This window comes from Flavobacterium nitrogenifigens (assembly GCF_003254565.1).
Lineage (GTDB): Bacteria > Bacteroidota > Bacteroidia > Flavobacteriales > Flavobacteriaceae > Flavobacterium > Flavobacterium nitrogenifigens.
The window spans coordinates 357446-382409 of record NZ_QJRI01000182.1 but is presented as its reverse complement, the minus strand read 5'-3'; the positions used below and the strand labels follow the sequence as shown (position 1 = coordinate 382409).

Annotated in this window: 24 protein-coding genes and 1 riboswitch; of the genes, 15 read left to right on the top strand and 9 right to left on the bottom strand. The window is 33.7% G+C overall.

Translation table 11 applies throughout. From position 1 onward, the window contains the following. Positions 1–82: 82 nt before the first annotated feature. The 7 genes from DM397_RS23415 to DM397_RS23385 all read left to right on the top strand — a co-directional run bounded on the left by DM397_RS23415 (position 83) and on the right by DM397_RS23385 (position 7474). The gene (locus tag DM397_RS23415) at positions 83–445 is read left to right on the top strand and encodes a DUF5522 domain-containing protein (RefSeq protein WP_111380315.1); all 363 of its coding nucleotides are present in this window, start codon (positions 83–85) and stop codon (positions 443–445) included. A gap of 101 nt (positions 446–546) precedes the next feature. Then, complete coding sequence (gene cobU / locus DM397_RS23410) at positions 547–1056, top strand: bifunctional adenosylcobinamide kinase/adenosylcobinamide-phosphate guanylyltransferase (RefSeq protein WP_111380185.1); 510 nt, start codon at positions 547–549, stop codon at positions 1054–1056. 149 nt (positions 1057–1205) lie between these two features. Next, positions 1206–2885, top strand: a complete 1680-nt coding sequence (gene cobT, locus DM397_RS23405; protein ID WP_111380313.1) for a nicotinate-nucleotide--dimethylbenzimidazole phosphoribosyltransferase — start codon at positions 1206–1208, stop codon at positions 2883–2885. Positions 2886–2940: 55 nt separating this feature from the next. Then, entirely contained in the window at positions 2941–3726 is a 786-nt protein-coding gene (locus tag DM397_RS23400) for an adenosylcobinamide-GDP ribazoletransferase (protein WP_111380183.1), read from the top strand. Further along, positions 3711–4244, top strand: a complete 534-nt coding sequence (cobC, locus tag DM397_RS23395) for an alpha-ribazole phosphatase (RefSeq protein ID WP_111380181.1) — start codon at positions 3711–3713, stop codon at positions 4242–4244. Before DM397_RS23400 ends, cobC begins: the two co-directional genes overlap by 16 nt. Positions 4245–4309: 65 nt before the next feature. Further along, positions 4310–4514: riboswitch (cobalamin riboswitch) on the top strand. Positions 4515–4542: 28 nt separating this feature from the next. Then, positions 4543–6396, top strand: a complete 1854-nt coding sequence (locus DM397_RS23390; protein ID WP_111380179.1) for a TonB-dependent receptor plug domain-containing protein — start codon at positions 4543–4545, stop codon at positions 6394–6396. 4 nt (positions 6397–6400) lie between these two features. Beyond that, positions 6401–7474 carry a YncE family protein gene (locus tag DM397_RS23385; RefSeq protein ID WP_111380178.1) on the top strand — a complete coding sequence of 358 codons (1074 nt, stop codon included), beginning with the start codon at positions 6401–6403 and terminating at the stop codon, positions 7472–7474. Positions 7475–7554: 80 nt separating this feature from the next. Here DM397_RS23385 and DM397_RS23380 read toward each other — a convergent pair whose 3' ends face one another. After that, positions 7555–9012, bottom strand: coding sequence for a S41 family peptidase (locus DM397_RS23380; protein WP_111380176.1), 1458 nt, complete (start codon positions 9010–9012; stop codon positions 7555–7557). A 166-nt stretch (positions 9013–9178) separates the two neighbouring features. Here DM397_RS23380 and DM397_RS23375 point away from each other — a divergent pair, with 166 nt between their 5' ends. From DM397_RS23375 to yiaA, 5 genes are all read left to right on the top strand, one after another. After that, entirely contained in the window at positions 9179–9688 is a 510-nt protein-coding gene (locus tag DM397_RS23375) for an RNA polymerase sigma factor (protein WP_008464858.1), read from the top strand. After that, on the top strand, positions 9675–10136 hold the full coding sequence (locus DM397_RS23370; RefSeq protein ID WP_111380174.1) for a hypothetical protein: 462 nt from the start codon (positions 9675–9677) through the stop codon (positions 10134–10136). The genes DM397_RS23375 and DM397_RS23370 overlap by 14 nt, the downstream gene beginning before the upstream one ends. Before the next feature lie 16 nt (positions 10137–10152). Next, complete coding sequence (locus tag DM397_RS23365) at positions 10153–10680, top strand: DUF4252 domain-containing protein (RefSeq protein ID WP_111380172.1); 528 nt, start codon at positions 10153–10155, stop codon at positions 10678–10680. A 2-nt stretch (positions 10681–10682) separates the two neighbouring features. After that, a complete protein-coding gene (locus DM397_RS23360) occupies positions 10683–11222 on the top strand; it encodes a DUF4252 domain-containing protein (protein ID WP_111380170.1) in 540 nt (179 codons plus the stop codon). 147 nt (positions 11223–11369) lie between these two features. After that, a complete protein-coding gene (yiaA, locus tag DM397_RS23355; RefSeq protein ID WP_111380169.1) occupies positions 11370–11768 on the top strand; it encodes an inner membrane protein YiaA in 399 nt (132 codons plus the stop codon). A 358-nt stretch (positions 11769–12126) separates the two neighbouring features. Here the strand turns inward: yiaA and carB are convergent, their stop codons facing one another. Both carB and rpmH read right to left on the bottom strand, forming a co-directional pair. After that, complete coding sequence (gene carB / locus DM397_RS23350; protein WP_111380167.1) at positions 12127–14982, bottom strand: carbamoyl-phosphate synthase large subunit; 2856 nt, start codon at positions 14980–14982, stop codon at positions 12127–12129. A gap of 143 nt (positions 14983–15125) precedes the next feature. Continuing rightward, positions 15126–15287 (bottom strand): 50S ribosomal protein L34, encoded by a 162-nt coding sequence (rpmH, locus tag DM397_RS23345; RefSeq protein ID WP_008464848.1) that lies wholly within the window; start codon positions 15285–15287, stop codon positions 15126–15128. A gap of 169 nt (positions 15288–15456) precedes the next feature. Between rpmH and DM397_RS23340 the strand changes: the two genes are divergently transcribed. Further along, the gene (locus DM397_RS23340) at positions 15457–15972 is read left to right on the top strand and encodes a hypothetical protein (protein ID WP_008464839.1); all 516 of its coding nucleotides are present in this window, start codon (positions 15457–15459) and stop codon (positions 15970–15972) included. A 272-nt stretch (positions 15973–16244) separates the two neighbouring features. Here DM397_RS23340 and DM397_RS23335 read toward each other — a convergent pair whose 3' ends face one another. Beyond that, positions 16245–16901 (bottom strand): alpha/beta hydrolase family protein, encoded by a 657-nt coding sequence (locus tag DM397_RS23335; RefSeq protein ID WP_111380166.1) that lies wholly within the window; start codon positions 16899–16901, stop codon positions 16245–16247. A gap of 294 nt (positions 16902–17195) precedes the next feature. Here DM397_RS23335 and DM397_RS23330 point away from each other — a divergent pair, with 294 nt between their 5' ends. Then, on the top strand, positions 17196–17498 hold the full coding sequence (locus tag DM397_RS23330) for a GNAT family N-acetyltransferase (protein WP_239457909.1): 303 nt from the start codon (positions 17196–17198) through the stop codon (positions 17496–17498). Here DM397_RS23330 and DM397_RS23325 read toward each other — a convergent pair. From DM397_RS23325 to DM397_RS23315, 3 genes are all read right to left on the bottom strand, one after another. Further along, a complete protein-coding gene (locus DM397_RS23325) occupies positions 17495–18925 on the bottom strand; it encodes an anion permease (RefSeq protein ID WP_111380164.1) in 1431 nt (476 codons plus the stop codon). The genes DM397_RS23330 and DM397_RS23325 overlap by 4 nt on opposite strands. 19 nt (positions 18926–18944) lie before the next feature. Next, positions 18945–20063 (bottom strand): porin, encoded by a 1119-nt coding sequence (locus tag DM397_RS23320; RefSeq protein WP_239457908.1) that lies wholly within the window; start codon positions 20061–20063, stop codon positions 18945–18947. A gap of 281 nt (positions 20064–20344) precedes the next feature. Further along, positions 20345–21979, bottom strand: coding sequence for an ABC-F family ATP-binding cassette domain-containing protein (locus DM397_RS23315; protein ID WP_111380161.1), 1635 nt, complete (start codon positions 21977–21979; stop codon positions 20345–20347). Positions 21980–22223: 244 nt separating this feature from the next. Between DM397_RS23315 and DM397_RS23310 the strand changes: the two genes are divergently transcribed. Continuing rightward, positions 22224–22667 carry a PepSY-like domain-containing protein gene (locus DM397_RS23310; protein ID WP_111380159.1) on the top strand — a complete coding sequence of 148 codons (444 nt, stop codon included), beginning with the start codon at positions 22224–22226 and terminating at the stop codon, positions 22665–22667. Positions 22668–22824: 157 nt separating this feature from the next. Here DM397_RS23310 and DM397_RS23305 read toward each other — a convergent pair whose 3' ends face one another. Together DM397_RS23305 and DM397_RS23300 are read right to left on the bottom strand one after the other, a co-directional pair. Beyond that, on the bottom strand, positions 22825–24000 hold the full coding sequence (locus tag DM397_RS23305) for a GlmU family protein (RefSeq protein WP_111380158.1): 1176 nt from the start codon (positions 23998–24000) through the stop codon (positions 22825–22827). Positions 24001–24503: 503 nt separating this feature from the next. Beyond that, a complete protein-coding gene (locus DM397_RS23300) occupies positions 24504–24758 on the bottom strand; it encodes a type B 50S ribosomal protein L31 (RefSeq protein ID WP_111363726.1) in 255 nt (84 codons plus the stop codon). Positions 24759–24964 lie beyond the last annotated feature (206 nt).

Sequence of the window (24964 nt, the reverse complement as noted above, 5' to 3'; positions counted from 1 at the left end):
GTATGGCAACAAAGGTAAATCAATTTCTATTTTTTTTGTTTACCTTTATTCGTACAAATTTAAACAAATAGCCTTTTATTTAATGAGTACACCAAAAACAAAAATTTGCTCCAGTTGTGAAGCCGCTTTTTCATGTGGCGACATTTCACCTGAAAATAAGTGCTGGTGTAATGATTACCCTCCTATTTTCAACCTTTCAGAAGGAAACGATTGCTTATGTCCTGCATGTTTTAAAGAAGCTTGTGAAGATAAAATTGATGCTTATATCGAAACCGTAACTCCCAAAAAAGCGCTTAATAATAAGGCAATGCTTTTACCTAAAACTGATAATTTAATTGAGGGAATTGACTATTATATCGAAAATGGCAATTATGTTTTTAAGGCTTGGTTTCATTTAAAAAGAGGAACCTGCTGCGGAAATAATTGCCGACATTGCCCTTATTAGAAGTTATGAGTTATAAATTATGAGTTATGAGTGAGTAGCTCGTAATTTAATTTATAAATTGCCAAACAAAATTCATAACTCAAAACTCATAATTAATAAAAATGATTTACTTAATAACTGGTGGCGAACGTTCTGGAAAAAGCGGTTATGCACAGAAACTTGCTTTAGAACTTTCCAACTCACCTTTATATGTAGCAACTGCCCGAAAATGGGATGCTGACTTCCAAAATCGAATTGATCGCCATCAAAAAGAAAGAGACGAACATTGGACCAATATCGAAAAAGAGAAATATCTGAGCGAAATTGATTTTTCTGGAAAAACGGCTCTAATTGATTGCATAACGCTTTGGCTGACTAATTTTTTTATCGATACTAAAAATGATGTAGAGTTAAGTTTGGAAGAAGCTAAAAAAGAATTTCTTGCCATTGCAAAACACGAAAATGCTAATATCATTATTGTAACAAATGAAATTGGTATGGGTGTTCATGCGGAAACACATATCGGAAGAAAATTCGTTGAGCTTCAAGGCTGGATGAATCAATTTCTTGCAGCAAATGCTGATGAAGTTGTATTGATGGTTTCTGGAATTCCGGTTAAAATAAAAGGATAAATTCCAATACAAAAAATTCCAAATTCCAATAAATTGAAACGAAATTCCAAGTTTTAAACTCCAAATTTCAAAGCTATGCTTTATCTTTACTAGAATCTTTCCTTTTTCAGATTTGGAATTTGGAATTTAAAAAATTGGAATTTAAAGAAATGAGCAATTTAGACGATATATTAAAATCCCGCCGCGACACACGCCATTTTACAGCCGACGAAGTCCCTGATCACGTAATTGAGAAAGCTTTACAAGCTGGACATTGGGCTCCGTCTGTAGGACTGACCGATGCTACTAGATATTATCTCATTAAATCAGATGAAGTTAAAACGTCTATCAAAAAACTTTTTTTAGATTACAATAAAAAAGCGGAAGAACTTACAGACAATCCAGAACAAAAAGAACTTTACAGATCGCTTAAACTTGAAGCAATTGAAGAAGCGCCAATTGGACTTATAATTGCTTATGACCGTTCTGTTCTCAATCGATTCACAATTGGAACTATTGGCAGTAACGAAGCGGTGAAATTCAGTTCGGTTTGTGCGGCACAGAATATCTGGCTTTCGCTGACAGAACAAGGTTATGGAATGGGTTGGGTTTCAATTCTCAACTATTATCAGTTTAAAAAAATTCTCAATTTACCCGAAAATATAGAACCGCTTGGCTATTTCTGCATCGGGAAACCAGCAACCAATTATAACAATCAGCCAATGTTGCAGCAATTGCATTGGAAACAGAAATCGGAAGCTCCCATTTCCACAGAAATCAAAGAAATTCATCAAATAAATGTTTCTTCTTTTAATTCAAGATCAGAAAACAAAATCAAAGATAAATCCGATTTCTATACTCTTTTGCAAGACAAAATAGATTCTAAAACCAAACCCGTTGGCTCTTTGGGAACTTTGGAAGCATTGGCTTTTCAAATGGCAACGGTTTTTGAAACTTTGAATCCGAAAATCATAAAACCAAATATTGTAGTTTTTGCTGCCGATCACGGAATTGCCAATCATGGCGTAAGTGATTATCCGCAAGATGTTACACGACAAATGGTCAATAATTTTCTGGATGGCGGCGCTGCTATAAACGTTTTCTGCAATCAGAATAATATCGAATTATCAATTGTAGATTCGGGTGTTAATTATGATTTTCCAACCAATGCAAAATTAATTGATGCCAAAATTGCCAAAGGAACCCAATCTTTTCTTCATGTTCCTGCCATGAGTGAATCTGAAGTCCAATTGTGTTTTGAGAAAGGAAAATCGATTGTTGAAAATATCGCAAAATCAGGCTCAAACTGTATTGGTTTTGGCGAAATGGGAATTGGCAATACTTCTACCGCTTCTGTTTTAATGAGTATTTTAACAGGTGTCCCTATTGAAGATTGTGTCGGAAAAGGAACTGGAGTTGAAAACGAAAAACTGCTCCTAAAACAAAATTTACTCAAAAAAGCAATTGAAAGTTATTCCGGTCAAGCCGAAATACTATCGCAACTTTCCTATTTTGGAGGTTTTGAGATTCTTCAAATGGCTGGCGGAATGCTTGCTGCTTTTGAAAATAAAATGCTGATTCTGGTTGATGGTTTCATCTGTACTGTAGCATATTTAATTGCTTCTAAAATAAATCCGAATATCAAACAAAATGCTGTTTTCTGTCATTGCTCTGCTGAAAAAGCGCATTCAGAATTATTGAATTATCTTGGAGCAAAACCTATTTTAAATCTTGATTTACGTTTGGGAGAAGGAACTGGCTGCGCTGTTGCATTTCCGATTTTAAAATCGGCTGAGGCTTTTTTAAATGAAATGGCTAGTTTTGAAAGCGCGGGGATAAGTCGCAAATAGTTTAACAGTCTCGGTCTCAGTTTACAGTCTTAAATTATAATTATCAATCTTTTAAATGAAAAAAGAACTACACATTTTCTTCACCTGCTTAATGTTTTACACCAGAATTCCGTGTCCAAAAAACATTACGCATCATCCAGATTATTTAAATAAAGCCACAAGATATTTTCCTTTTATTGGATGGATTGTCGGGAGTATTTCCTTTCTGGCTTTTTATCTTTTTTCATTTTTTCTTTCAACAGAAATTGCTGTTATATTAGCGATTATTGCTTCTATTTTAACTACTGGTGCATTTCATGAAGACGGTTTTGCCGATGTCTGTGATGGATTTGGTGGAGGCTGGACCAAGGAAAAAATCTTGATGATTATGAAAGATAGCGCGATTGGTGCCTATGGAGCAATCGGATTGGTTTTACTTTTTCTATTAAAATTCAAACTGCTTTCAGAATCCATTTTACTTTTCACTAATAACATTTTACTAGTTTTCCTTTTATTTGTTTCTGTTCATTCTTTGAGCCGTTTGGCAGCAATAAGCATTATTTTTACACACGAATATTCTCGTGATGATGCTTCAAGCAAAAGCAAGCCAATTGCAAAACAATACAGTTGGAAAGAAGTTTTTGGGTCATTCTTTTTTGGATTAATTCCGTTACTTGTATTTTCTTATTTTAATTTGAAATTTCTTCTTGCTATAATTCCTGTTTTTATAACGCGATATTTTTTAGCGCGATATTTTCAAAAATGGATTGACGGTTATACAGGAGATTGTCTTGGAGCGACACAACAGGTTTGCGAAGTGGTATTTTATTTAAGCATTTTATTTTTATGGAAATTTATTTAGTTCGCCATACCGAAACTGTCTGCGAAAAAGGAATCTGTTACGGGCAGTCAGATGTTGATATTGCTGAACCTTTTGATGAAATTTTTAGCAGAATTATTTCTGAACTTCCTTCTGAGGCAATTGTTTTTTCAAGTCCATTAAAGCGATGCGTTATTTTAGCTAAGCACATTCAAGATAATATCAAAACCATTTCTTATCAGGAAGACGAGCGCTTAAAAGAAATGAATTTTGGAGATTGGGAATTGAAAAGCTGGAACGATATTCCGTCTGAAGAACTCAATCCATGGATGGAAGATTTTGTAAATATCAAAGTTTCAAATGGAGAATCCTTTATTGAATTACATGAAAGAGTTGGTCAATTTTTATCTGATACCATTTCAAAAATAAATCAGCCAATTGTTATTGTTGCTCACGCAGGAATCATTAGAAGCATTCTTTGCCACCAGAGTTCACTGCCATTAAAGGAAGCTTTCAATAATAAAGTTGATTTCGGAGAAGTTATAAAAATCGATTTTTAATGCAAATAATTTATAATTTTTCATGAAACGCAAAACAAATTTGAATAATCAATATTTTTAACTTTATCTTTGCAGCAAATTAAGGTTGTGTTTTTGATTTAAAAACGCATTAAAAGGGAATCAAGTAAATTCTTGAGCTGTACCCGCAACTGTAAGCTAAGTTCATAACGAATGCTTGCTGTTAACTACAAACCACTGTTACGCCACGGCGAATGGGAAGGTAAACAGCAAGACGCAAGCCAGGAGACCTGCCTTTGTAACAATTTATCGAACTCTCGGGAAAAAGAGTGTAGAAATTATGACTTTAAAACGACTTTTTGCTTTTTGTTTATTTGCGATGTGCCAGATTATTTCGGCGCAAAACGATTCTATTACCAGTTTGAAAGAAGTATTGGTTTCAGACAAAAATTTAAAATCCTATTCGGTTTCACAATCTGTTTTAAAATTAAACGATTCTGTTATTGGCAAAAATGAAGCTCTCCTAACCGATTTATTAAACTTTAATTCTACGATTTATTTTAAAGAATATGGGCGCGGAATGTTATCTACAGTAGCTTTTAGAGGAACGACTTCTTCTCAAACCGCAGTAATCTGGAACGGAATAAACATTAATTCTCAGATGAACGGAAGCACTGATTTCAATACCATATCGGGTTCTGATTACAATTCGATAAGTGTAAAAGCAGGTGGCGGAAGTGTTATTTACGGAAGTGGAGCAGTTGGAGGAACCGTGCATTTAAACAATGATTTGTTATTTTCTAATCGTTTTGAGAATAATTTAAGACTAGACTACGGAAGTTTCAATACAATTGGAGTCAATTACAAAACTTCTATTTCTAACAAAAAATGGAGCGCTCAAATCGGACTTTCAAAAAACAGTTCGACTAACGATTATAAATATCTAAATCAATACAACTGGAAAGGCGAACAGCGCTGGAATCAAAATGGCCAATATGATGTTATTACCCTAAGTGCCAATGCGGGCTATAAAATTAATGCCAAAAATATTCTAAAATTATATACGCAAACCTCAAATACAGATAGAAATACTTCTTTAGTTTCCGAATCGGAAATGAAAAGCAAATACGTAAATGGCTTCAATCGGAACTTACTTGAATATGACGGTAACTTTGGGAAGTTTACAACCAATTTAAAAACTGCATATATTTTTGAGAACTATCAGTATTATGCAGATAATTCGAGCAATATTTATACTTACGGAAAAACCGAAAGCTTTATCACAAAAGCAGATTTAGGATATCAGTTATTCAAATCATTGCAAGTTAACGGAATCTTAGACTATAATCGAACTAAAGGATATGGTTCTGGCTTTGGTGATAATGTGAGAGAAATAAGTTCTGCCGCTTTACTTATTAAACAAGACGCTTCGCCTGATTGGAAAAATGAATTTGGCATTCGCAAAGAATTTACAGACAACTATAAATCTCCACTCCTATTTTCTGTTGGGTCTTCTTATCAGTTTAGAAAACTATACAATCTGAAGCTGAATGCATCCCGAAATTTCAGGATTCCAACTTTTAATGATTTGTATTGGGAAGAAGGCGGAAATCCAGATTTAAAACCTGAAAGTTCGTATCAGGCAGAAATAGGAAATGTTTTTACTTTTTACAATTTTAATATAACGCAGACCTTTTATTACATGAAGATAAAAGATTTGCTGAGATGGGTTCCTGGAACAAATGGAATTTGGATGCCACAAAACACAGACAAGGTAAATAGCTATGGAGCAGAAACATTGTTAGGCTGGAAAAAAAGTTTTGGACAAAACAACCTGACAGCAAATGCAACTTACGCTTATACCGTTTCAGAGAATGTTGAAACTAAAAAACAGTTGTTTTTTGTCCCTTTTAATAAAGTTACGGCTTCTGTGGCTTATTCAAGAAAAAACATTTCTGCCTATTATCAATTTCTTTATAATGGCTTTGTCTATACACAATCTGACAATGATCCTGAGAAAATTGTTGATGCCTACAACGTGTCAAACATTGGAATTGATTACGATTTTAAACTTTTATCTTCTTTTAAAATAGGATTTCAGGTTTTAAATCTTTGGAATACATTTTATCAAAGTCTAGAATACAGACCAATGCCAGGAAGAAATTTTAATTTGTACTTAAACCTTAAATTTTAATATAATGAAATTAACTAGATTATTTTTAGTAGCACTTAGCGTTTCGCTTTTTGTTTCTTGTTCTAATGACGATAACTCAAATGACGATGTCTCAAATGATCCAAAAGGAGCTTATGATAATGGAATTTTCATCTTAAACGAGGGAAATTTTACTGATGGAGGTTCTGTTTCTTTCGTTAGCGACGATTTAAATACTTTCACTAAAGATGTATACAATACTGTAAATGGTTCTGATTTTGTTGGAAAATATCTTCAAAATATCTTTTTTGATGGAGACAAAGCATATATCATTGCTGGTGGATCTAACGTAATAAATGTAGTAAACCGTTATACATTTAAACTTGTAGCAAAAATTGAAACTGGTTTAATTACTCCAAGATATGGTGTTGTAAAAGACGGAAAAGCTTATGTGACTAATGCCAATACGTATTGGTCTAAAACAAATCCAGCTGGTAATACCGATGATTTTATCGCTGTGATCAATTTAGCGACCAACAAAGTAGAATCTACAATTGCGCTAAACACAACTGCTAATCATATTGAAATTTATAACAATAAGCTATATGTGACTGAACCTTACAACAACGACAAATTACTTATAGTGAATACAGCGACAAATAAGCTTGAAACTCCTGTAACTATTGGTGCAGGAGCAGACACGATGGAAATTAAAGATGGAATTTTATACACAATTAGAAGTTCATACGGAGAAAGAAGTGAAATTGTAAAAGTAAAATTATCTGACAATTCTATTAGCAAAATTACTTTCCCTGAGTCTCTTGATGGTGTTAAAAACCTAGACATTTACAACAATAAAATATACTATACTCTAGAAACTGCAGTTTACGCTATAGATTACACAGCAACCTCAGCTTCTACAACTCCAATTTTCCAATACAGCTCAACTTCTCAGTATGGAAAAATGTACGGTTTTGCAGTAAAAAATGATAGAATCTTTGTTGCAGACGGTGGTGATTTCGCTTCAAGCAGTAAAGCATACATTTATAACTTAAGCGGAAGCTTATTAAAAGAATTAACTGTTGGTTTAGGTCCAAACGGATTCTACTTTAACGATTAATTTTACCTTTAGAATTAGTTTTTGTTTTTTTTTTATGGAAAAGGCTTTCATTTCTGAAAGCCTTTTCTATTTATTGTATTTTAGTTTTTTGGACCATTTTGAAAATACATTCCGTGTCTTAATCCATTTATAATTTTTGAATCTGTCAAATAAGGTGTATTTGGTACCGCATCATCAAAAGTTCTTTTGGCAGTAGTTCCCGTAATTTTTGAAATAGTCAAATTAAGCAAAGGCTCTGAGGCATCACCTAAAACGCCATAAGTACTTACTCTTTCGTACTGTTGATACGTTGGCTGTAAACCTTGCTGGTAATCACCAAAACCTGCAGAGTTTGAGATTTTAAAGACTAAAGGCTGCATCGCATATTTATGATTTGGATTGATTCCTTTTTTAGTGAACAAAGTTTCAGAATCATAAATTGTATACGACCCAACATTTTTACCCGTTGTAGTTTCTCCAACCTGAACTACGTTAATATAAGGTTTTAATCCATTTACAATCAATTCGCTTGCAGATGCTGTACTCGCAGTAGTAATAATATAGACTGTACTTAAATTTAAACTGTTTAATGCTTTTCCATCAATATTATTAACAAATCTATAATTCAAACTTTCCATGTCTTCAGAAGTAAGATCTTTCATCCATTTAGTATTAAATTGCGTTTTTGCAAAAATCTGAGTATCAAACTGTCCAGTGATCATACTAGAGAGCCTAATTGCAGATGTAACAGCTCCACCCCCATTGTATCTAAGATCTAAAACCAAATCAGTTATGCCTTGCGATTTCAATTCGCCAAAAGCCTGATTCAATTTATCATCATAGCCTGGATAAAAACCATTGTACATTAAATAACCAATTTTGTGGCTTCCCGAAGTAATCACTTTATTAATAAAAATTGGATTTTCCTCTAAGACAGTTTTAGTTAAGGCAACCGATTTTCCGTTTAAAACATAACTCGTTCCGTTATAATCTGCCAAATCTAAAGTATAACTATCCTGATTTAATAGTAGTTGCTGATAATTAGAAACAGTAAGTTTTGTTCCGTTCACACTTGTAAACAAATCACCGCGTTTAATTGCTTTTGTAGAAGCATCAGAATTTGGTATAATGTATCGCACAAAACCCACCACATCATTTGATCCTGAAGCCACTCGGCTCAACCTAAAATCGACACCATTATTTTTTGTAACACCGCTTAGTTCCTGCTCAAGAACCGTATAATCGTTAACAATCCAGCTGAAACGGTCAATTGCATCTCCGTTTGGATATTTGCTGACTGGCTTATTCAATAAATTTTGAAACAAATCTTCAGGATTAGAGTATCCTCTCAAAAACTGATCGAAATCTGGTTGCAAATTACGTCCATCAGCCAGATTTGGCACATCTTGCTGCCATAAGTAAACTTCATTCAATCCTCTCCAGATAAAACTATTAATCTGCAAATCTGCTGGAGCAGCAACATCATCCTGATCTTCACAAGACTGTAAAGAAAATGTAAATAAAAAGAGAAAAAGAACGCTCTTTAAAGTTGTTTTCATATTATTTTAATTCTTAGTGGTATAAACGTAAAAGTACTATCTTTAGTTTTAGCTTCATCATTAAAGCAGTATTTTTTTTACATAAAAAAGTATTTTAATTTTTCTTGTAACAAATAGAATTGTGCCTCGTCTTGAATATATAAGCTAACGATTAACCATCAGATTAATGAACCAAGTTGTATTTATAGAATTAATAAATCCTTTCAAAGACAAAGTTTTTCGTCTGGCAAAAAGATTGCTTACCAGCACTGAAGAAGCAGAAGATGCAACTCAGGAAGTAATGGTAAAATTATGGAATAAAAAAGATAATCTGCAAAGCTACAATAGCGTCGAAGCATTGGCCATGACAATGACTAAAAATTATTGTCTCGATCAGCTAAAATCTAAAAGAGCAAGTAATCTGCAAATTGTTCATAATAATTTTACCGATCGGCAGCCGCAATTGGATAAAAAACTGGAGGATCAAGACAGTTTAGAATGGGTTGAAAAAATTATAAACGAAATGCCCGAACAAATGCAGCTATTAATTCAGCTGCGGGATGTTGAACAATATGAATTTGAAGAAATAGCCAAAATCGTAAATATGAACGAAACCGCAATACGAGTGGCACTTTCGAGAGCAAGAAAAAAAATTAGAGAATCAATGACAAATACACACCTTTATGGAACCAAATAAAATAGAAGAGATATTAGAAAAATACTTTCAGGGAGAAACTTCTATTGCTGAAGAAAATCAATTAAAAGAATACTTTTCTTCATCAAATGTTGCGCAGCATTTGGAGCAGTACAAACCTATGTTTGGCTATTTCTCTCAAGCAAAAGAACAGAAATCAACGTATGAGATTCCACTACAAACTAAGAAACGAAATGTGGCGTGGTTATCGATTGCAGCTTCTGCTGTTGTTTTGCTCGGAATCGGAACTTACTTTTTTGTTAGCGAAAAAAATGATACTACTGCAGTAGCTTCGCAAACAGAATTAGGAACTTATGATGATCCCGAAGAAGCGCTAAAAGCGACTCAAAAAGCTTTGGCTTTATTATCAAACAATGTTAATGTGGGTATTGAAAGTGTACACTACATTAAAGAATACGAACAATCAAAAAACAAAATCTTTAAACAGTAATTAAACAAAAATAATCATGAGAAATTTCATTATAACTTTAGTCTTCGCATTCGTTTCTACCACTTTTTATGCACAAAGTGCTTTCGATAAATTTGATGGTCAAGATGATGTAACCTCAGTAATTGTAAACAAAAAAATGTTTGATTTAATGAGCAAAGTAAAAACTGACGCTTCAGATAAAGAGACGCAGCAATATATTGCTCTTATCAAAAAATTGGATTACTTAAAAGTGTTTACTACTAAAAATCCAAAAATCGAAGCCGACATGAAAGCTACTGCCGATAAATATGTAAAAACTGCTGGTCTAGAAGAATTAATGCGAGTAAATGATGGCGGAAAAAACGTTAGGATAATGGTAAAATCTGGCGCTACTGATACACAGATAAGAGAACTTTTAATGTATGTTGACGGTGCAAAAAACGACGAAACGGTTTTACTATCTTTAACTGGTAATTTTGACCTAAACGAAATCTCAGTACTAACAGATAAAATGCAGCTTCCTGGCGGTTCAGACTTAAAGAAAGCTTCTAAAGGCAAAAAATAAAAATGAAAAAAAGCATCTTCATCTTAGCACTTACAGCTCTTCTAACTTTGGGGAGCTGTAATTCTGAACCTTCACTTCAAAAGTATTTTGTTGAGAATTCGGAGAAAAAAGATTTTATTTCTTTAGACATTTCACCAAATATTTTGAATGTTGATCCAACTAAATTATCGGCAGAGCAAACCGAAGCTTTGAATTCTTTTGATAAAATGAACATTCTGGCTTTTAAAGCCGATCAAAGCAATCAAGCGCAGTTTGAGACAGAAAGAGCAAAAGTAAAAACCATATTAAAAGATCCAAAATATCAAGAATTAATGAAATTTGGCTCTGGAAAAGATGGGGCATCTGTTAGCTACGTTGGAAGTGACGACAATATCAAAGAGTTTGTCATTTTTGCCAAAAGAAAAGAGACCGGATTTGCAGTAGTACGTGTGTTAGGGGAAGATATGAATCCGAATAATATTATGACTTTAATGTCTGTTTTGCAAAATTCTAAAATAGACATGGAACAGTTAAAACCTTTAGAACAATTGCTTAAAAAATAAACATCTTACTTTTTACAACGAGAAAAGCTCCCTAATTGGAGCTTTTTCTTTTTACTATTTGAGAGATTTTACTGAATAAAATAACTGTTATTTATTTTGTTCTGAATCTAATTTAATTATATTTGCTTCTTACCAAAATAATAAATTATGATACAAAAAACATCAAATGCCTTTATCGCGGCATCTTGGGTTGCACTTGGAGCAGGAACAGTTGGTTTTATTGTTGGACTTGCTAGAGCTGAAATGCTATTAAACGAAAAAGGATATTATTTCACCGTTTTAATGTTCGGACTTTTTGCTGTTGTTTCATTGCAAAAAAGCGTAAGAGACCGATTAGAAAAACTTCCTGTTACTGATATTTATTATGGAATCTGCTGGTTTGGAACATTGCTTTCAATCGTTCTTTTAATTGTTGGATTATGGAACGCAACGATTCTTCAAAGCGAAAAAGGATTTTATGCCTTTGCTTTTCTATTAGCATTGTTCGGTGCAATTTCAGTACAAAAAAACACCAGAGACAATATGAACTTTAATCAAAACGAATAGGATTTATAATTAAAATATTAAAGGGGCTGCTTCAAATACTGAAACAGCCCCTTTGTTATTTTATCCCTTTACTGAAACACAACTTTAGCTTTGTATTTTTATACCTAGCTTTCATTCCGTAGGAATGTCTCATCGGTAGAAAAAAACAGCTAACAGCAGTATTTACGTTCCGTAGGAACGTTTGATTATTGGGTTGTTTAAAAAATGATGTCAATACCAAACGTTCCTACGGAACGTAACAACGACAACAACAAAATATTTCCGCTACCAACAAAATGTTCCTACGGAACATCAAAACGTATAAAACAAAAAAGCTCCAACTTTCATTGGAGCTTTTCTTTTATAATAGAATCTGAGATTATTTACTCAAATACATTTTTCTTCTAGAGTACAATTCGTAGAATTGATCGTCTTTCAAGTCATCAATAAACAAGATGCTTTCTCCTGTAGATTTCATTTCTGGCCCTAACGCTTTGTTTACGTTCGGGAATTTGCTGAAAGAGAAAACTGGTTGTTTGATAGCGTATCCTTTTAATTGTGGATTGAAATCAAAGTCAGTTACTTTATTGTGACCTAACATTACTTTTGTAGCGTAGTTTACATAAGGCTCTCCATAAGCTTTAGCAATAAACGGAACCGTTCTTGAAGCTCTTGGGTTTGCCTCGATAATGTAAACCGTATCATCTTTAATCGCAAACTGAATATTGATTAAACCTACCGTTTTTAAAGCTCTCGCAATTTTGTGCGTGTGATCTTTAATTTGCTGCATTACAAATTCTCCTAAGTTGAAAGGAGGCAATGTTGCGTTACTATCTCCAGAGTGAACTCCACAAGGTTCAATGTGCTCCATAATTCCGATGATATAAACATTTCCATCAGCATCACAGATTGCATCAGCCTCAGCTTCGATTGCTCCAGCTAAGTAGTGATCTAGTAATAATTTATTTCCTGGAATTGCTTTCAGCAAATCGATAACGTGCTCTTCAAGCTCTTTTTTGTTGATTACAATTTTCATTCCCTGACCTCCTAATACATAAGAAGGACGAATTAAAAGTGGGAAATCTAAAGTATCAGCCAATTTTGAAGCTTCATCTGCCGTTTCAGCGATTCCGAATCTTGGGAAAGGAATGTGTAACTCAGTTAATAAATCTGAGAAACGTCCCCTGTCTTCTGCTAAGTCAAGTGCGTCAAAACTAGTTCCGATGATTTTCACACCGTATTTAGATAATTTATCTGCTAATTTAAGAGCTGTCTGACCTCCAAGCTGCACGATTACACCTTCTGGTTTTTCGTGCTGAATAATATCATAAATGTGCTCCCAGAAAACTGGCTCGAAGTATAATTTATCAGCAGTATCAAAATCTGTAGAAACCGTTTCAGGATTACAGTTGATCATGATCGTTTCGTAACCGCATTCTTTAGCCGCTAAAACTCCGTGTACACAAGAATAATCAAACTCGATTCCTTGACCAATTCTGTTTGGTCCAGAACCTAGAACAATTACTTTCTTTTTATCTGTTAGGATACTTTCGTTATCTACGTAACGTTCTCCATTTGCTTTTTCAATTTCTGCCTCAAAAGTTGAGTAGTAATAAGGTGTTTTTGCTTTAAACTCAGCTGCACAAGTATCAACCAGTTTGAACACACGGTTGATGTTCATGTCCATACGTAAAGCGTGAACTTCACTTTCTAAACAACTCATCATGTGCGCTAATTGTCTATCTGCAAAACCTTTTTGTTTTGCCTCAAGCAATAATTCTTTTGGAAGATTTGAAACTTTGTAGTTTGAGATTTCTTTCTCTAAAGTATAAAGCTCTTCGTATTGCTTCAAGAACCACATATCGATTCTTGTAATTTCGTGAATAGTGCTCAACGGAATTCCCATTGCGATTGCATCATAAATTACGAAAACACGATCCCAGCTTGCATAAGTTAGTTTCTCGATAATTTGTTCGTAATTTTTATATCCTTTTCCGTCAGCTCCTAAACCGTTTCTCTTAATCTCTAAAGATTGAGTTGCTTTGTGAAGCGCTTCTTGAAAAGAACGTCCAATTCCCATAACCTCACCTACAGATTTCATCTGAAGACCTAAAGTTCTGTCTGAACCTTCAAATTTATCGAAGTTCCAACGTGGTATTTTTACGATTACATAATCTAAAGTTGGTTCGAAAAGAGCCGAAGTCGATTTTGTAATTTGGTTTTGCAATTCATCTAAATTGTATCCTAAAGCTAATTTTGAAGCAATTTTTGCAATTGGATAACCTGTCGCTTTTGATGCTAAAGCAGAAGAACGAGACACACGAGGATTGATCTCGATTGCTACGATATCTTCTTTTTCGTCTGGTGAAACTGCGAATTGTACGTTACATCCTCCTGCAAAATTTCCGATACTTCTCATCATTAAGATAGCGTAGTCACGTAATTTTTGGAAAGTTGTGTCAGATAATGTCATCGCTGGCGCCACTGTAATCGAATCTCCAGTATGGATTCCCATTGGGTCCATGTTTTCGATCGAACAGATAATTACAACGTTGTCATTTTTATCTCTTAAAAGCTCCAATTCATATTCTTTCCATCCCATCAAAGCTTTGTCGATCAAAACTTCGTGAATTGGAGAAGCTTCAAGTCCGCGAGTTAAAAGCTCATCAAAATCTTCTTTTTTGTAAACTACTGCCGCTCCAGTTCCTCCAAGTGTAAACGAAGGACGAATAACAAGCGGGAAACCAAACTCCTGAGCAATTTCTTTTCCTTCTAAGTAAGAAGTAGCCGTTTTTGCTGGTGCAGTTGGCACATTAATTTTTTCTAAAAGCTGTTTAAACTGCTCTCTGTCCTCAGTAATATTAATTGCATTTACATCAACACCGATTAATCTTACTCCGAAATCCTGCCAGATTCCTTTTTCCTCAGCTTCCAAACACAAGTTTAATGCTGTTTGTCCTCCCATTGTTGGTAAAACTGCATCAATTTGCGGATGTTCCTTAAGAATTTCAATAATCGATTTTGTCGTTAAAGGTTTCAAATAAATATGATCGGCCATAGATGGGTCGGTCATAATCGTCGCTGGATTCGAGTTAATCAAGATAACCTCAATTCCTTCTTCACGAATCGAACGTGCAGATTGAGATCCCGCATAATCGAATTCGCAAGCTTGGCCAATAACAATAGGTCCTGAACCTATTATTAAAACTGATTTTATTGATGTGTCTTTAGGCATTTTGTATGTATTGTGTAGTTATTTACGTTTTAAAAACCTCTCTAGTGCATTATAAACTAGAAAGTTGGATAAAATTTTACCGAAAAGGTATAAAAAAAGGCGATACTAAAAAAGTAATCGCCTTATGTATGTTTATACAAACATTATTTTTTGTGTCTAGGCTCGCTAGAAACAGTTAATTTATGTCTTCCTTTTGCTCTTCTACGCGCTAGAACTTTTCTTCCATTCGCAGAAGCCATTCTGTCCATAAATCCGTGCTTATTTCTTCTTTTTCTTTTCGATGGTTGAAATGTTCTTTTGCTCATTGCTTTGTATCTTTAAAAATGGTATCTATTAACTCTTTGTTTTGGTTTTGGATATCGTTGTTCAAAAACCGAGTGCAAATATACAAAGACTTTTTTTTCTGGCAAGCACTTTTATAAAAATATTTTTAATTCCTTTTACTATCTTTGCAATCACAAATTTACAATAATTATGTTTCACAAGAATATTAAACTTATTTTGGCCGGACTTCTAGTAGTGGCGGGCATTTGGCAATTTACAGAAAGTAATATCGGAAATGGAATCTTTCTTATATTATTGACTGCAATTCCGATTTTTCTTTATTTTAAAAACGAATTTATCCTTTTAGCTTTCCTTAAATTAAGAAAACAAGACTTCGCAGGAGCTAATAAATGGTTATCATATATCAAAAACCCAGAAGGTGCATTAGTAAGAAAACAACAAGGATACTTAAATTATTTACAAGGTATCATGTTATCTCAAACCAATATCAACCAAGCGGAGAAACATTTCAAAAAAGCAATCGAACTTGGACTATCAATGGATATGGATTTAGCTGTAGCTAAATTAAACCTTGCAGGAGTTGCAATGTCTCGCAGAAGAAAACTTGAAGCGACTAATTTATTAAACGAAGCTAAAAAATTAGACAAACAAGGAATGCTGAAAGAGCAAATCTCTATGATGAAAGAACAAATGAAGAAAATCTAAATTTTCTTTAAATTCTAAAATATTAAAATCCCAAATTCCAAAAAAAGGAGTTTGGGATTTTTTTTATTGTAGATTTTTGAGTTTAGATTTTAGATTATTCTTAACTGACATTTTCCGCATAGTTTGTCATCCTGAGGAACGAAGGATCACACTAGAAATTCCACAAAGAGTATCGCTAATCTATTTCGAGATACGAGTGTGATCCTTCGTTCCTCAGGATGACAAAACTACATGTACACAGATTTGGAATTTGGAGTTTAAAAAATTGGAATTTAATCAAGTATTATCGAAGGCAAATTCTCATTCAGCCATTTATACTTATTGAGAATCATAATATGAGTTCCTCCTTTAACTAAAATGCATTTATCAATGTATTTAATCGGAAAAACATCATCTTTATCTCCGTGAATATGAACCACATTTTCATCAATTTGGTCGCGATCCCATAAAATTACGCTTTCTACAGCCCACTGCAGATAACCTAAATCACGAACAGATAAAAACTTCTCGTACAATTTAATTCTCTTATTGACTTTTTCGCCAAAAGAAAACTTAGCCAGTTTTTCAACATTGAGAATCAGCTGCATCGGGATTAGCTTATACGCTTTTGTAGACTTCCCTATTTTCATTCTTCTAGGAAACTCGTGATTGCTTCTTACACTTGATATAATAATGACTTTTCGCGCTTTTATATGCTTCGAAATTTCCTGCACCAGGATTCCGCCGAAGGAAACTCCGATTAAAACAGGATTTTCGTGTTTTATATTTTTACTAATTCGAAGCGCATAATCTGATAAAGATTCTTTTGGGTTTGGAATTTCCCATTCTAGAAGATATGTTTCAAAAATATTTTCATCCAATTTTATTCTCTCAAAAATAGATGAACTCGCAGCCAAACCTGGCATAAAATAAACTGGAATTTTACTCATAACATTAAAATGAAATTACCATTAGGATATTTATTCTAAAAAATAAAGTTACCTTTTTTTAATATCATGATAATCAAATTTCAGACCTATTTATTGCTTCTAACCCAAAAAATCAAACTTCAAAACAATAACTTAAAGTTTATAGCTGCAAAAAATAATTTAATATTGAAAATCAAATGATTACCTTTGCATTTCGAAATATTTTTTGATTTTAAATCTTATAAAGAATTTTCTTTCAATACGTATTTCGAGTCCCAAATTCACTATTTACCAATAACCTAACAAGAAATTACTATGGAAACATCTGTAACTATGGAAATCAAAGACAACACATTTGCACGCCAATTCGAAACTGTCATTCCTGAAGGAATGTTGGCAGTTGAGTATCAATTTCAAGAAAAGAAAATCTTTTTAACCAAAATCAACAAACCTGATTCATTCGAGAACGAAGAAACAATCAACACTTTACTTAAAAATATATTAGAGTTAAGTTCTGAAAAAAATTACAGAGTAGTTCCTATCCATCCAAAGATTGTTTCGTTTTTCAAAAAGAATCCTAAATACAAAGAACTACTTCCTCCAGGAATTAGAATCTAAAAGTATCCAATAATTCGGAGCCACAATCCTCCTATTACCATATAGATTAAGAGCATAACCAAACCGGTTATAAGCCCTTTGACCCACCAGCTCTTTAGGTCAACGTAACCGCTCCCAAAAAATACGGGTGCCGGACCGTGACCATAATGAGTTAAAGTTCCGTAAAGAGATCCAACAAAACCGAGCATAAACGCTAACAACAACCCCGGAATTCCAAGCGAAACACCAACACCAAGTAAAGCTGCGTACATTGCTGCAACGTGCGCAGTGGCACTTGCAAAAAGGTAATGACTAAAGAAATACACTAATATAATAATTGGAAAAGCCATTTGCCAGCTTAATCCGCCAATTTGCGCTTTTACCAAATCACTGAACCACGCTATAAAACCTAATTCGTTTAGCGAACTGGCCATCATAACCAAAACAGAAAACCAGACAATGGTATCCCACGCCCCTTTTTCTGATTTAACATCTTCCCAAGTCAAAACTGAAGTTAGAAGCAAAATTACCAATCCGATAAAAGCCGTTGTTGTTGCATCAATAGAAAACAAATCTCCCGTCATCCAAAGGAAAAGAAGAATAAAAAATGTAAGCAGCATCATCCATTCATCTCTTGTGATCGCTCCCATTTCTTTCAGTTTTTGTGTTGCAATCTGTGGCGCATCTCCCGTCTTTTTTAATTCTGGCGGGTAAATTTTATATAAAACAAACGGAATTACAATAAAAGCACATAAACCCGGAACAATCGCCGCAGCCGCCCATGACATCCAGCTGATTTTTATCCCTAAATTAAGCGCAAACTTCTGACACATCGGATTACTTGCTGTTCCTGTTAAGAACATCGAAGAAGCAATCAGGTTCATATTATAACTATTCAAAGTTAAATATGCCCCTAATTTTCTATGCGTTTCTGGCTTGTCTGGCATCGAACCAAAACTCATCGACATAGATTTCATGATCGGATAAACGATTCCTCCTCCTCTAGCCGTATTACTTGGAACAGCTGGCGCTAAAACTAAATCTGCCAATCCTAAACCATAAGCGAGCCCTAAAGAACTTTTTCCGAATATTTTTATGAATAAAAAAGCAATTCTATTTCCAAGACCTGTTTTTATAAATCCTCTCGCGATGAAAAATGAAATTCCGATCAGCCAGATTACTTTATCACCAAATCCTTTTAATGCTAATGTAATCGACTTTCCAGAATCTCCTGGAGCTAAGACCTGAGACATTGCCGTTAGGGCAATAGCAATCATACACATAGTTCCCATCGGAGCTGCTTTTAAGATGATTCCTAAAATAGTAGCTACGAAAATGGCAAATAAATGCCACGCTTCTATCACAACACCTTCTGGAGCTGGAATAAACCAAATGGCAACTAAAACTGCCAGCGTAATTAGAGTCTGTGGAATTTTTACTTCTTTCATAAAACAAAAATTAAGTGAATTAAATCCTGAGCTGCAACTGAATTAAAAATAAATCATTATCGTAGGTTGTTGTACCAGGAATGCTTTTATCGAATCTGTCAATCTCAAATCCCATTTCGATACGACCTGTATACGATTTTCCGAATTCTAAACTGACCATTGGCGTATAAGTGGTGCGTACGTTTGAATTGATTTTATAACTAGGATCAAAAGTTTCGTAACGACACGACAATTCAAGCGCTGTGAGTTTTTGATAATTTACGGTATATCTCAAGTTTGGCAGGAAATAAATCCCGCGCATTTGATAATCGGCAACATTACCCATTCGGCTTTCAACTGGCAGGGAATAATATAAATTATGATTTGTTCCTTGCTTATACTCTATCTGTAAATCAAAACTAAACTTGTCGGTTAATTTAAAATCGCTGGTAATATCTGCTCCAATTGCAAAAACGTCTTCTTTAAAAACTTTTCCGAAACCGCCGTTTAAACCTAAATTAATCTCATATTCTTTTGATAAACCGAAAACCCATCTCGAAGAATATTGTTTTCCGTTATCTTTATCCATTTCCTGATTTTTTCCGTTTCCGTTTAAAACCGAAACAGCATAATTCACAGGAATTTTTCCAATATCAAAAGCTCCTGTTGCCGATGCTCCAATTTGAAAGCTAGTCCATCCGTTTTTTCCAAATTCATAATATTGATTAGAAAAATCGAAAGATTTAATAATATCTACTGGAACAAGCTCCTCAATACCAAAGGCAGGACGAAACTGTCCTCCTGTTAAAGCTATATATTTATTGAAAGTATATTTTCCGTAGGCATTTTCAAGAACTTTTCCTTTTGTATCTGATTTAAAGTCTGCCAAATTAACCAAAATCACAATTTCTGTAGTTTCACTTAATTTGGTATTCAATCCAACACGCATTCTTTTTATATCAAAAGAACTTTGTATTGCATCTCCTGTTGAATGCTGAGCTCCTAAAACATCTACATTATCTCCAAAACTTTCTAAATATCTGGCTTGAAGAAGTCCTCTTAATTGAAACTGCGGATATTTTATTTCTCCATCCTCTTTTTTATCTATCTTATCAGCTCCCTGATTCAAATCTCCTTGTGCGTGTAAAAAAATTGGCATTAAAAAAAGAAAAAAAAATGGCATTAGTAGACTTCTACTCATAGGCTTAAAATAAATTGAAATATTAACGCTTATATAGTCGATTTAAAAAAATCAGCTCTTTATTCTTGAGATCAAAAGTTAACAGCTTATAGTCAACACGGAATGGAAGTACTAAAATAACAAAAAAAGATATTTTATGTAAAAAAAATTGCATTAAAATACTGTTATTAAAATAGACAGCAATAAAAAAGGGCGCAAGTTTAAAACTTGCGCCCTTTTTAGATTTTATATTAAAAATATTATTTTTCGATTTCTCTCATAGAATCCATTTTCTTATGTGCTAAGAAACCAGCCACATCTTCAAAATGCTCTTTTACTCGTTTATTTCCGAATTCGAAAACCTTAGTTGCTAATCCGTCAAGGAAATCACGATCGTGAGAAACTAAGATTAAAGTTCCGTCAAAATCTCTTAAAGCATCTTTAATAATGTCTTTAGTCTTCATATCCAAGTGATTCGAAGGCTCATCCAGAATTAACAAGTTAACTGGCTCCAACAATAATTTAATCATTGCTAAACGAGTCTTTTCTCCTCCAGAAAGCACTTTTACTTTTTTAGTGATATCATCTCCTTGGAACATGAAAGCGCCTAAAATATTTTTGATTTGCGTTCTAATATCTCCAACCGCAATACTATCAATAGTTTCAAAAATGGTAGCATTTTCATCTAATAGCGCCGCTTGATTTTGAGCAAAATATCCGATTTGAGCATTATGTCCGATTTCAACACTTCCAGAATCAACACCAATTTCTTTCATGATCGCTTTAATCATGGTAGATTTTCCTTCACCATTTTTTCCAACAAAAGCTACTTTCTGACCGCGTTCTATTACAATGTTTGCATCTTTAAAAACAACATGATCTCCATAAGCTTTAGACATTTCTTTTACAATAACTGGATATTGTCCAGAACGTGCCGCTGGTGGGAATTTTAAACGCAATGCAGATGTATCAACTTCATCAACCTCTACTATTTCAAGTTTCTCAAGCATTTTAACACGAGATTGAACAGCATCAGTCTTAGAAAATGTTCCTCTAAAACGCTCAATAAAAGCACGATTTTCAGCAATCATTTTCTGTTGTTCATCATACGCTTTCTGCTGGTGAATTCTACGATCTTTTCTTAATTCTAAGTAATGAGAATATTTTGCTTTGTAATCGTAAATTCTCCCCATTGTTACCTCGATCGTACGATTTGTAATATTATCCACAAACGCTCTATCGTGAGAAATTACAACAACTGCTTTTGCTTGAGTCAATAAGAAATCTTCTAACCATTGAATACTCTCGATATCCATGTGGTTGGTTGGCTCATCCAGCAAAATCAAATCTGGTTTCCTCAACAAAATCTTAGCCAACTCGATACGCATTCTCCATCCTCCTGAAAATTCTGAAGTTTGACGTGCGAAATCTTCTCTTTCAAAACCTAAACCAACTAATATTTTCTCAACTTCTGCTTCGTAGTTTACTTCTTCAATAGCATAAAATTTCTCGCTTAAGTCAGAAACTCTCTCGATCAATTTCATGTATTCGTCACTTTCATAATCAGTACGAACTGTTAATTGCTCATTGATATTATCAATTTCAGCTTTCATTGTAAAAATCTCGCTGAAAGCTTTTGACGCTTCTTCCATTACTGTCGCACCATCTTCAGTAAGCAAATGCTGAGGCAAGTAAGCGATCACAGCCTCTTTTGGAGCAGAGATACTTCCTGTCGAAGGCTTGTTTGCACCTGCAATAATCTTTAAAAGTGTCGATTTCCCCGCACCATTTTTACCCATAAGGGCAATTTTATCATTTTCATTAATAGCAAAAGAAACATCGCTAAAAAGTGTAGTTCCGCCAAACTGAACCGAAATATCGTTAACTGTAATCATTTGTGTTTGTGAATTTTGTTTAATCGGTTAATCGTTTATCCGACTACCCATTTTTTTCGTGCTGCAAAGATAGATTTAATTAGATAATGTGCCAATTTGATAATTAGATAATTTTGAAAATGTGCCAATTAGATAATACAATAACTAAATAATACCAAAACTGTAATAAACGAAACCACAATGGTTTTGCTAAATTTTAAAATTTTAATCTTATCTTGTATAAGAATTTAAAAATCAGCAAAATATGAGAACGAAATTAAAACTGACCGTCTACTTAATTGCAGGATTACTATTTGGACTTACTGCAAATGCTCAAAAAACTGTAATTAAAAAAGAAGCTTTACCAGGAAATGCACAAACCTTCTTAAAAACACATTTTGGATCTAAAAAACCGAGTTATATACTGGAAGACAAAGAAATTCTTTCTACAGAATACAAAGTTCAGTTTGACAACAAAATTGAAATTGAATTTGACAAAAAAGGAAATTGGAAAGAAGTGGATGCTAAAACTGGAAAAGTCCCAAAATCTATTATTCCAAAAAAAATTGCTTCTTATATAAAATCAAACTTCCCTAAAGAAGATGTAACCAAAATAGAAATTGAATCTTCTGGTTATGAAACAAAACTAACCAATGGTCTAGAACTAAAATTCAACATGAAAGGAGATTTCATTAAGATTGATAAATGAGAAAATATGGCAATTTGATAATGTGGCAATTAGAAAATGTGGCAATTAGAAAATTCTCAAAACTCTAAATAAAACCCGACAGGTTTTTAAAACCTGTCGGGTTTGCAAAAATTATCTAATTTTCAAATTGACTAATTATCTAATTATCTCATTAAAATCAGTCTTTTCTCCATTTTTTAGTTTCTTCAAAAATATGCTCCATAATTGCAGCTTCAGTTGCATCGAATTCAATATTTCGTCTACTCATTACCAATCTTGCAGTTTCAAAAGCTTTCTTAGTTACATAAGTCGTAAATCCTGCCGCGCCACCCCAAGAAAAACTAGGGACAAAGTTGCGAGGAAATCCGCTTCCGAAAATATTAGCGCTTACACCAACAACAGTTCCTGTATTAAACATCGTGTTGATTCCGCATTTACTATGATCTCCCATCATTAAACCGCAAAACTGAAGTCCTGTTTTAGCAAAACCTTCTATTTCGTAGCTCCATAATTTCACTTCTTCGTAATTGTTTTTTAGGTTTGAATTATTAGAATCTGCCCCGATATTGCACCATTCTCCTAAAACAGAATCTCCTAAAAATCCTTCGTGCCCTTTATTTGAATTAGCAAAAAGAACTGAGTTCTTAACCTCACCTCCTATTCGGCTTCCTGGTCCAACAGTTGTTGCGCCATAAACTTTAGCCGACATTTTTACCATTGCATTTTCGCATAAAGCAAATGGTCCACGAATTACGGTTCCTTCCATAATTTCGGTATTCTTACCTATATATATAGGACCAGTCGATGCATTTAAGGTTACAAACTCTAGTTTTGCTCCTTCTTCGATAAAAATATTTTCAGGCGAAATTACATTAACACTTTTTGGAATTGGCTGAGACGTACGGTCTTCAGTCAGATATTTAAAATCCTGACGAATTGCTGCATCGTTTTTAGAAAAAATATCCCAAGTATGCTCTATTGTAATACAATCTTCATTGTACTGAATAATTTCATAAGAATCAAAATCGACTTCTTCTTGGTTTTCGCTCGTAAAAAATGCAATTACATCTTCTCCTTTAAAAATTGCCTGATTTTCTGTCAAATTAGAAACCATCTCCGCAAGAGTATCATTTGGCAAATACGCTGCGTTGATCATTATATTTTCTTCCATTTCAACCATTGGAAATTTTTCAGACAAATATTCTTCGGTTATTGTAGTGACTGTAGAACCTAGATATTTCTCCCATTTCTGGCGAATTGTCATAATTCCCACCAAAATATCAGCTACTGGCCGTGTAAAGGTAAAAGGTAATAAAGCATTCCGAACGGGACCGTCGAAAAGAATGTAGTTCATAAATAATTGAGTGTTTGTTAAAATTTGATTTGGTTACCTGACCCCAAAGTTACAAATATTTATACGTTACATTAATTATGTTTATATGTAAATAGCCACGAATTCACAAATTTTTAAATTACTCTTAATCATAGTTCATCCAAATTAGGATTATTTGACAAGCTGAACAGCTTGATTGTTTAATCCTCAGGAAAAACACAACCAGCAGTTTCAACCACTGGAACGCTATATACTCTCAATACGTTTCCCGTGGTTGAAACCACGGGCTATATTTTATTATTAAGGAGAAATTATCTTTCTTAAACAGCATTAAAAACAATCTCATCTAAAAACATAGCCAGCGGTTTCAACCGCTGGAACGCAATGTATTTGCAATACGTTTCCCGTGGTTGAAACCACGGGCTATATTAAAATCAGATTCCCTTCCTTTTAATTATCAAAAATAGGCGCATAAAAAAAAGCCTTTCAGAATTGAAAGGCTTTTGTATAATTTAAAACAGCTATTATTTTTTAGCGTGTTTAGCGTATTTAGTTTTGAATTTATCAATACGTCCTGCAGTATCGATAAGTTTAGATTTACCAGTATAAAAAGGGTGAGATGTTCTAGAAATCTCCATTTTTACAACTGGATACTCAACTCCGTCAACTTCAATTGTTTCTCTTGTATCTGCAGTAGATTTAGTGATAAAAACCTCATCGTTAGACATGTCTTTAAATGCAACTAATCTGTAATTTTCTGGGTGAATTCCTTTTTTCATCTTTTCTTTTATTTATTGTTTGGAGTATTTTTATTTTGAAGCTTTTTCATGGTTAGAAAAAGGTGTAAACAAATGATACTCTTTTTTGTTTAAAAATTTAATTATTTTTGAGTGTGCAAATTTACAATTCTTTTTTAATAAACAAACAGTTAGCTTACTTTTTTTTAGTTTATTTCGAAAAGCTTTTTTTATATCCGATTATAGTG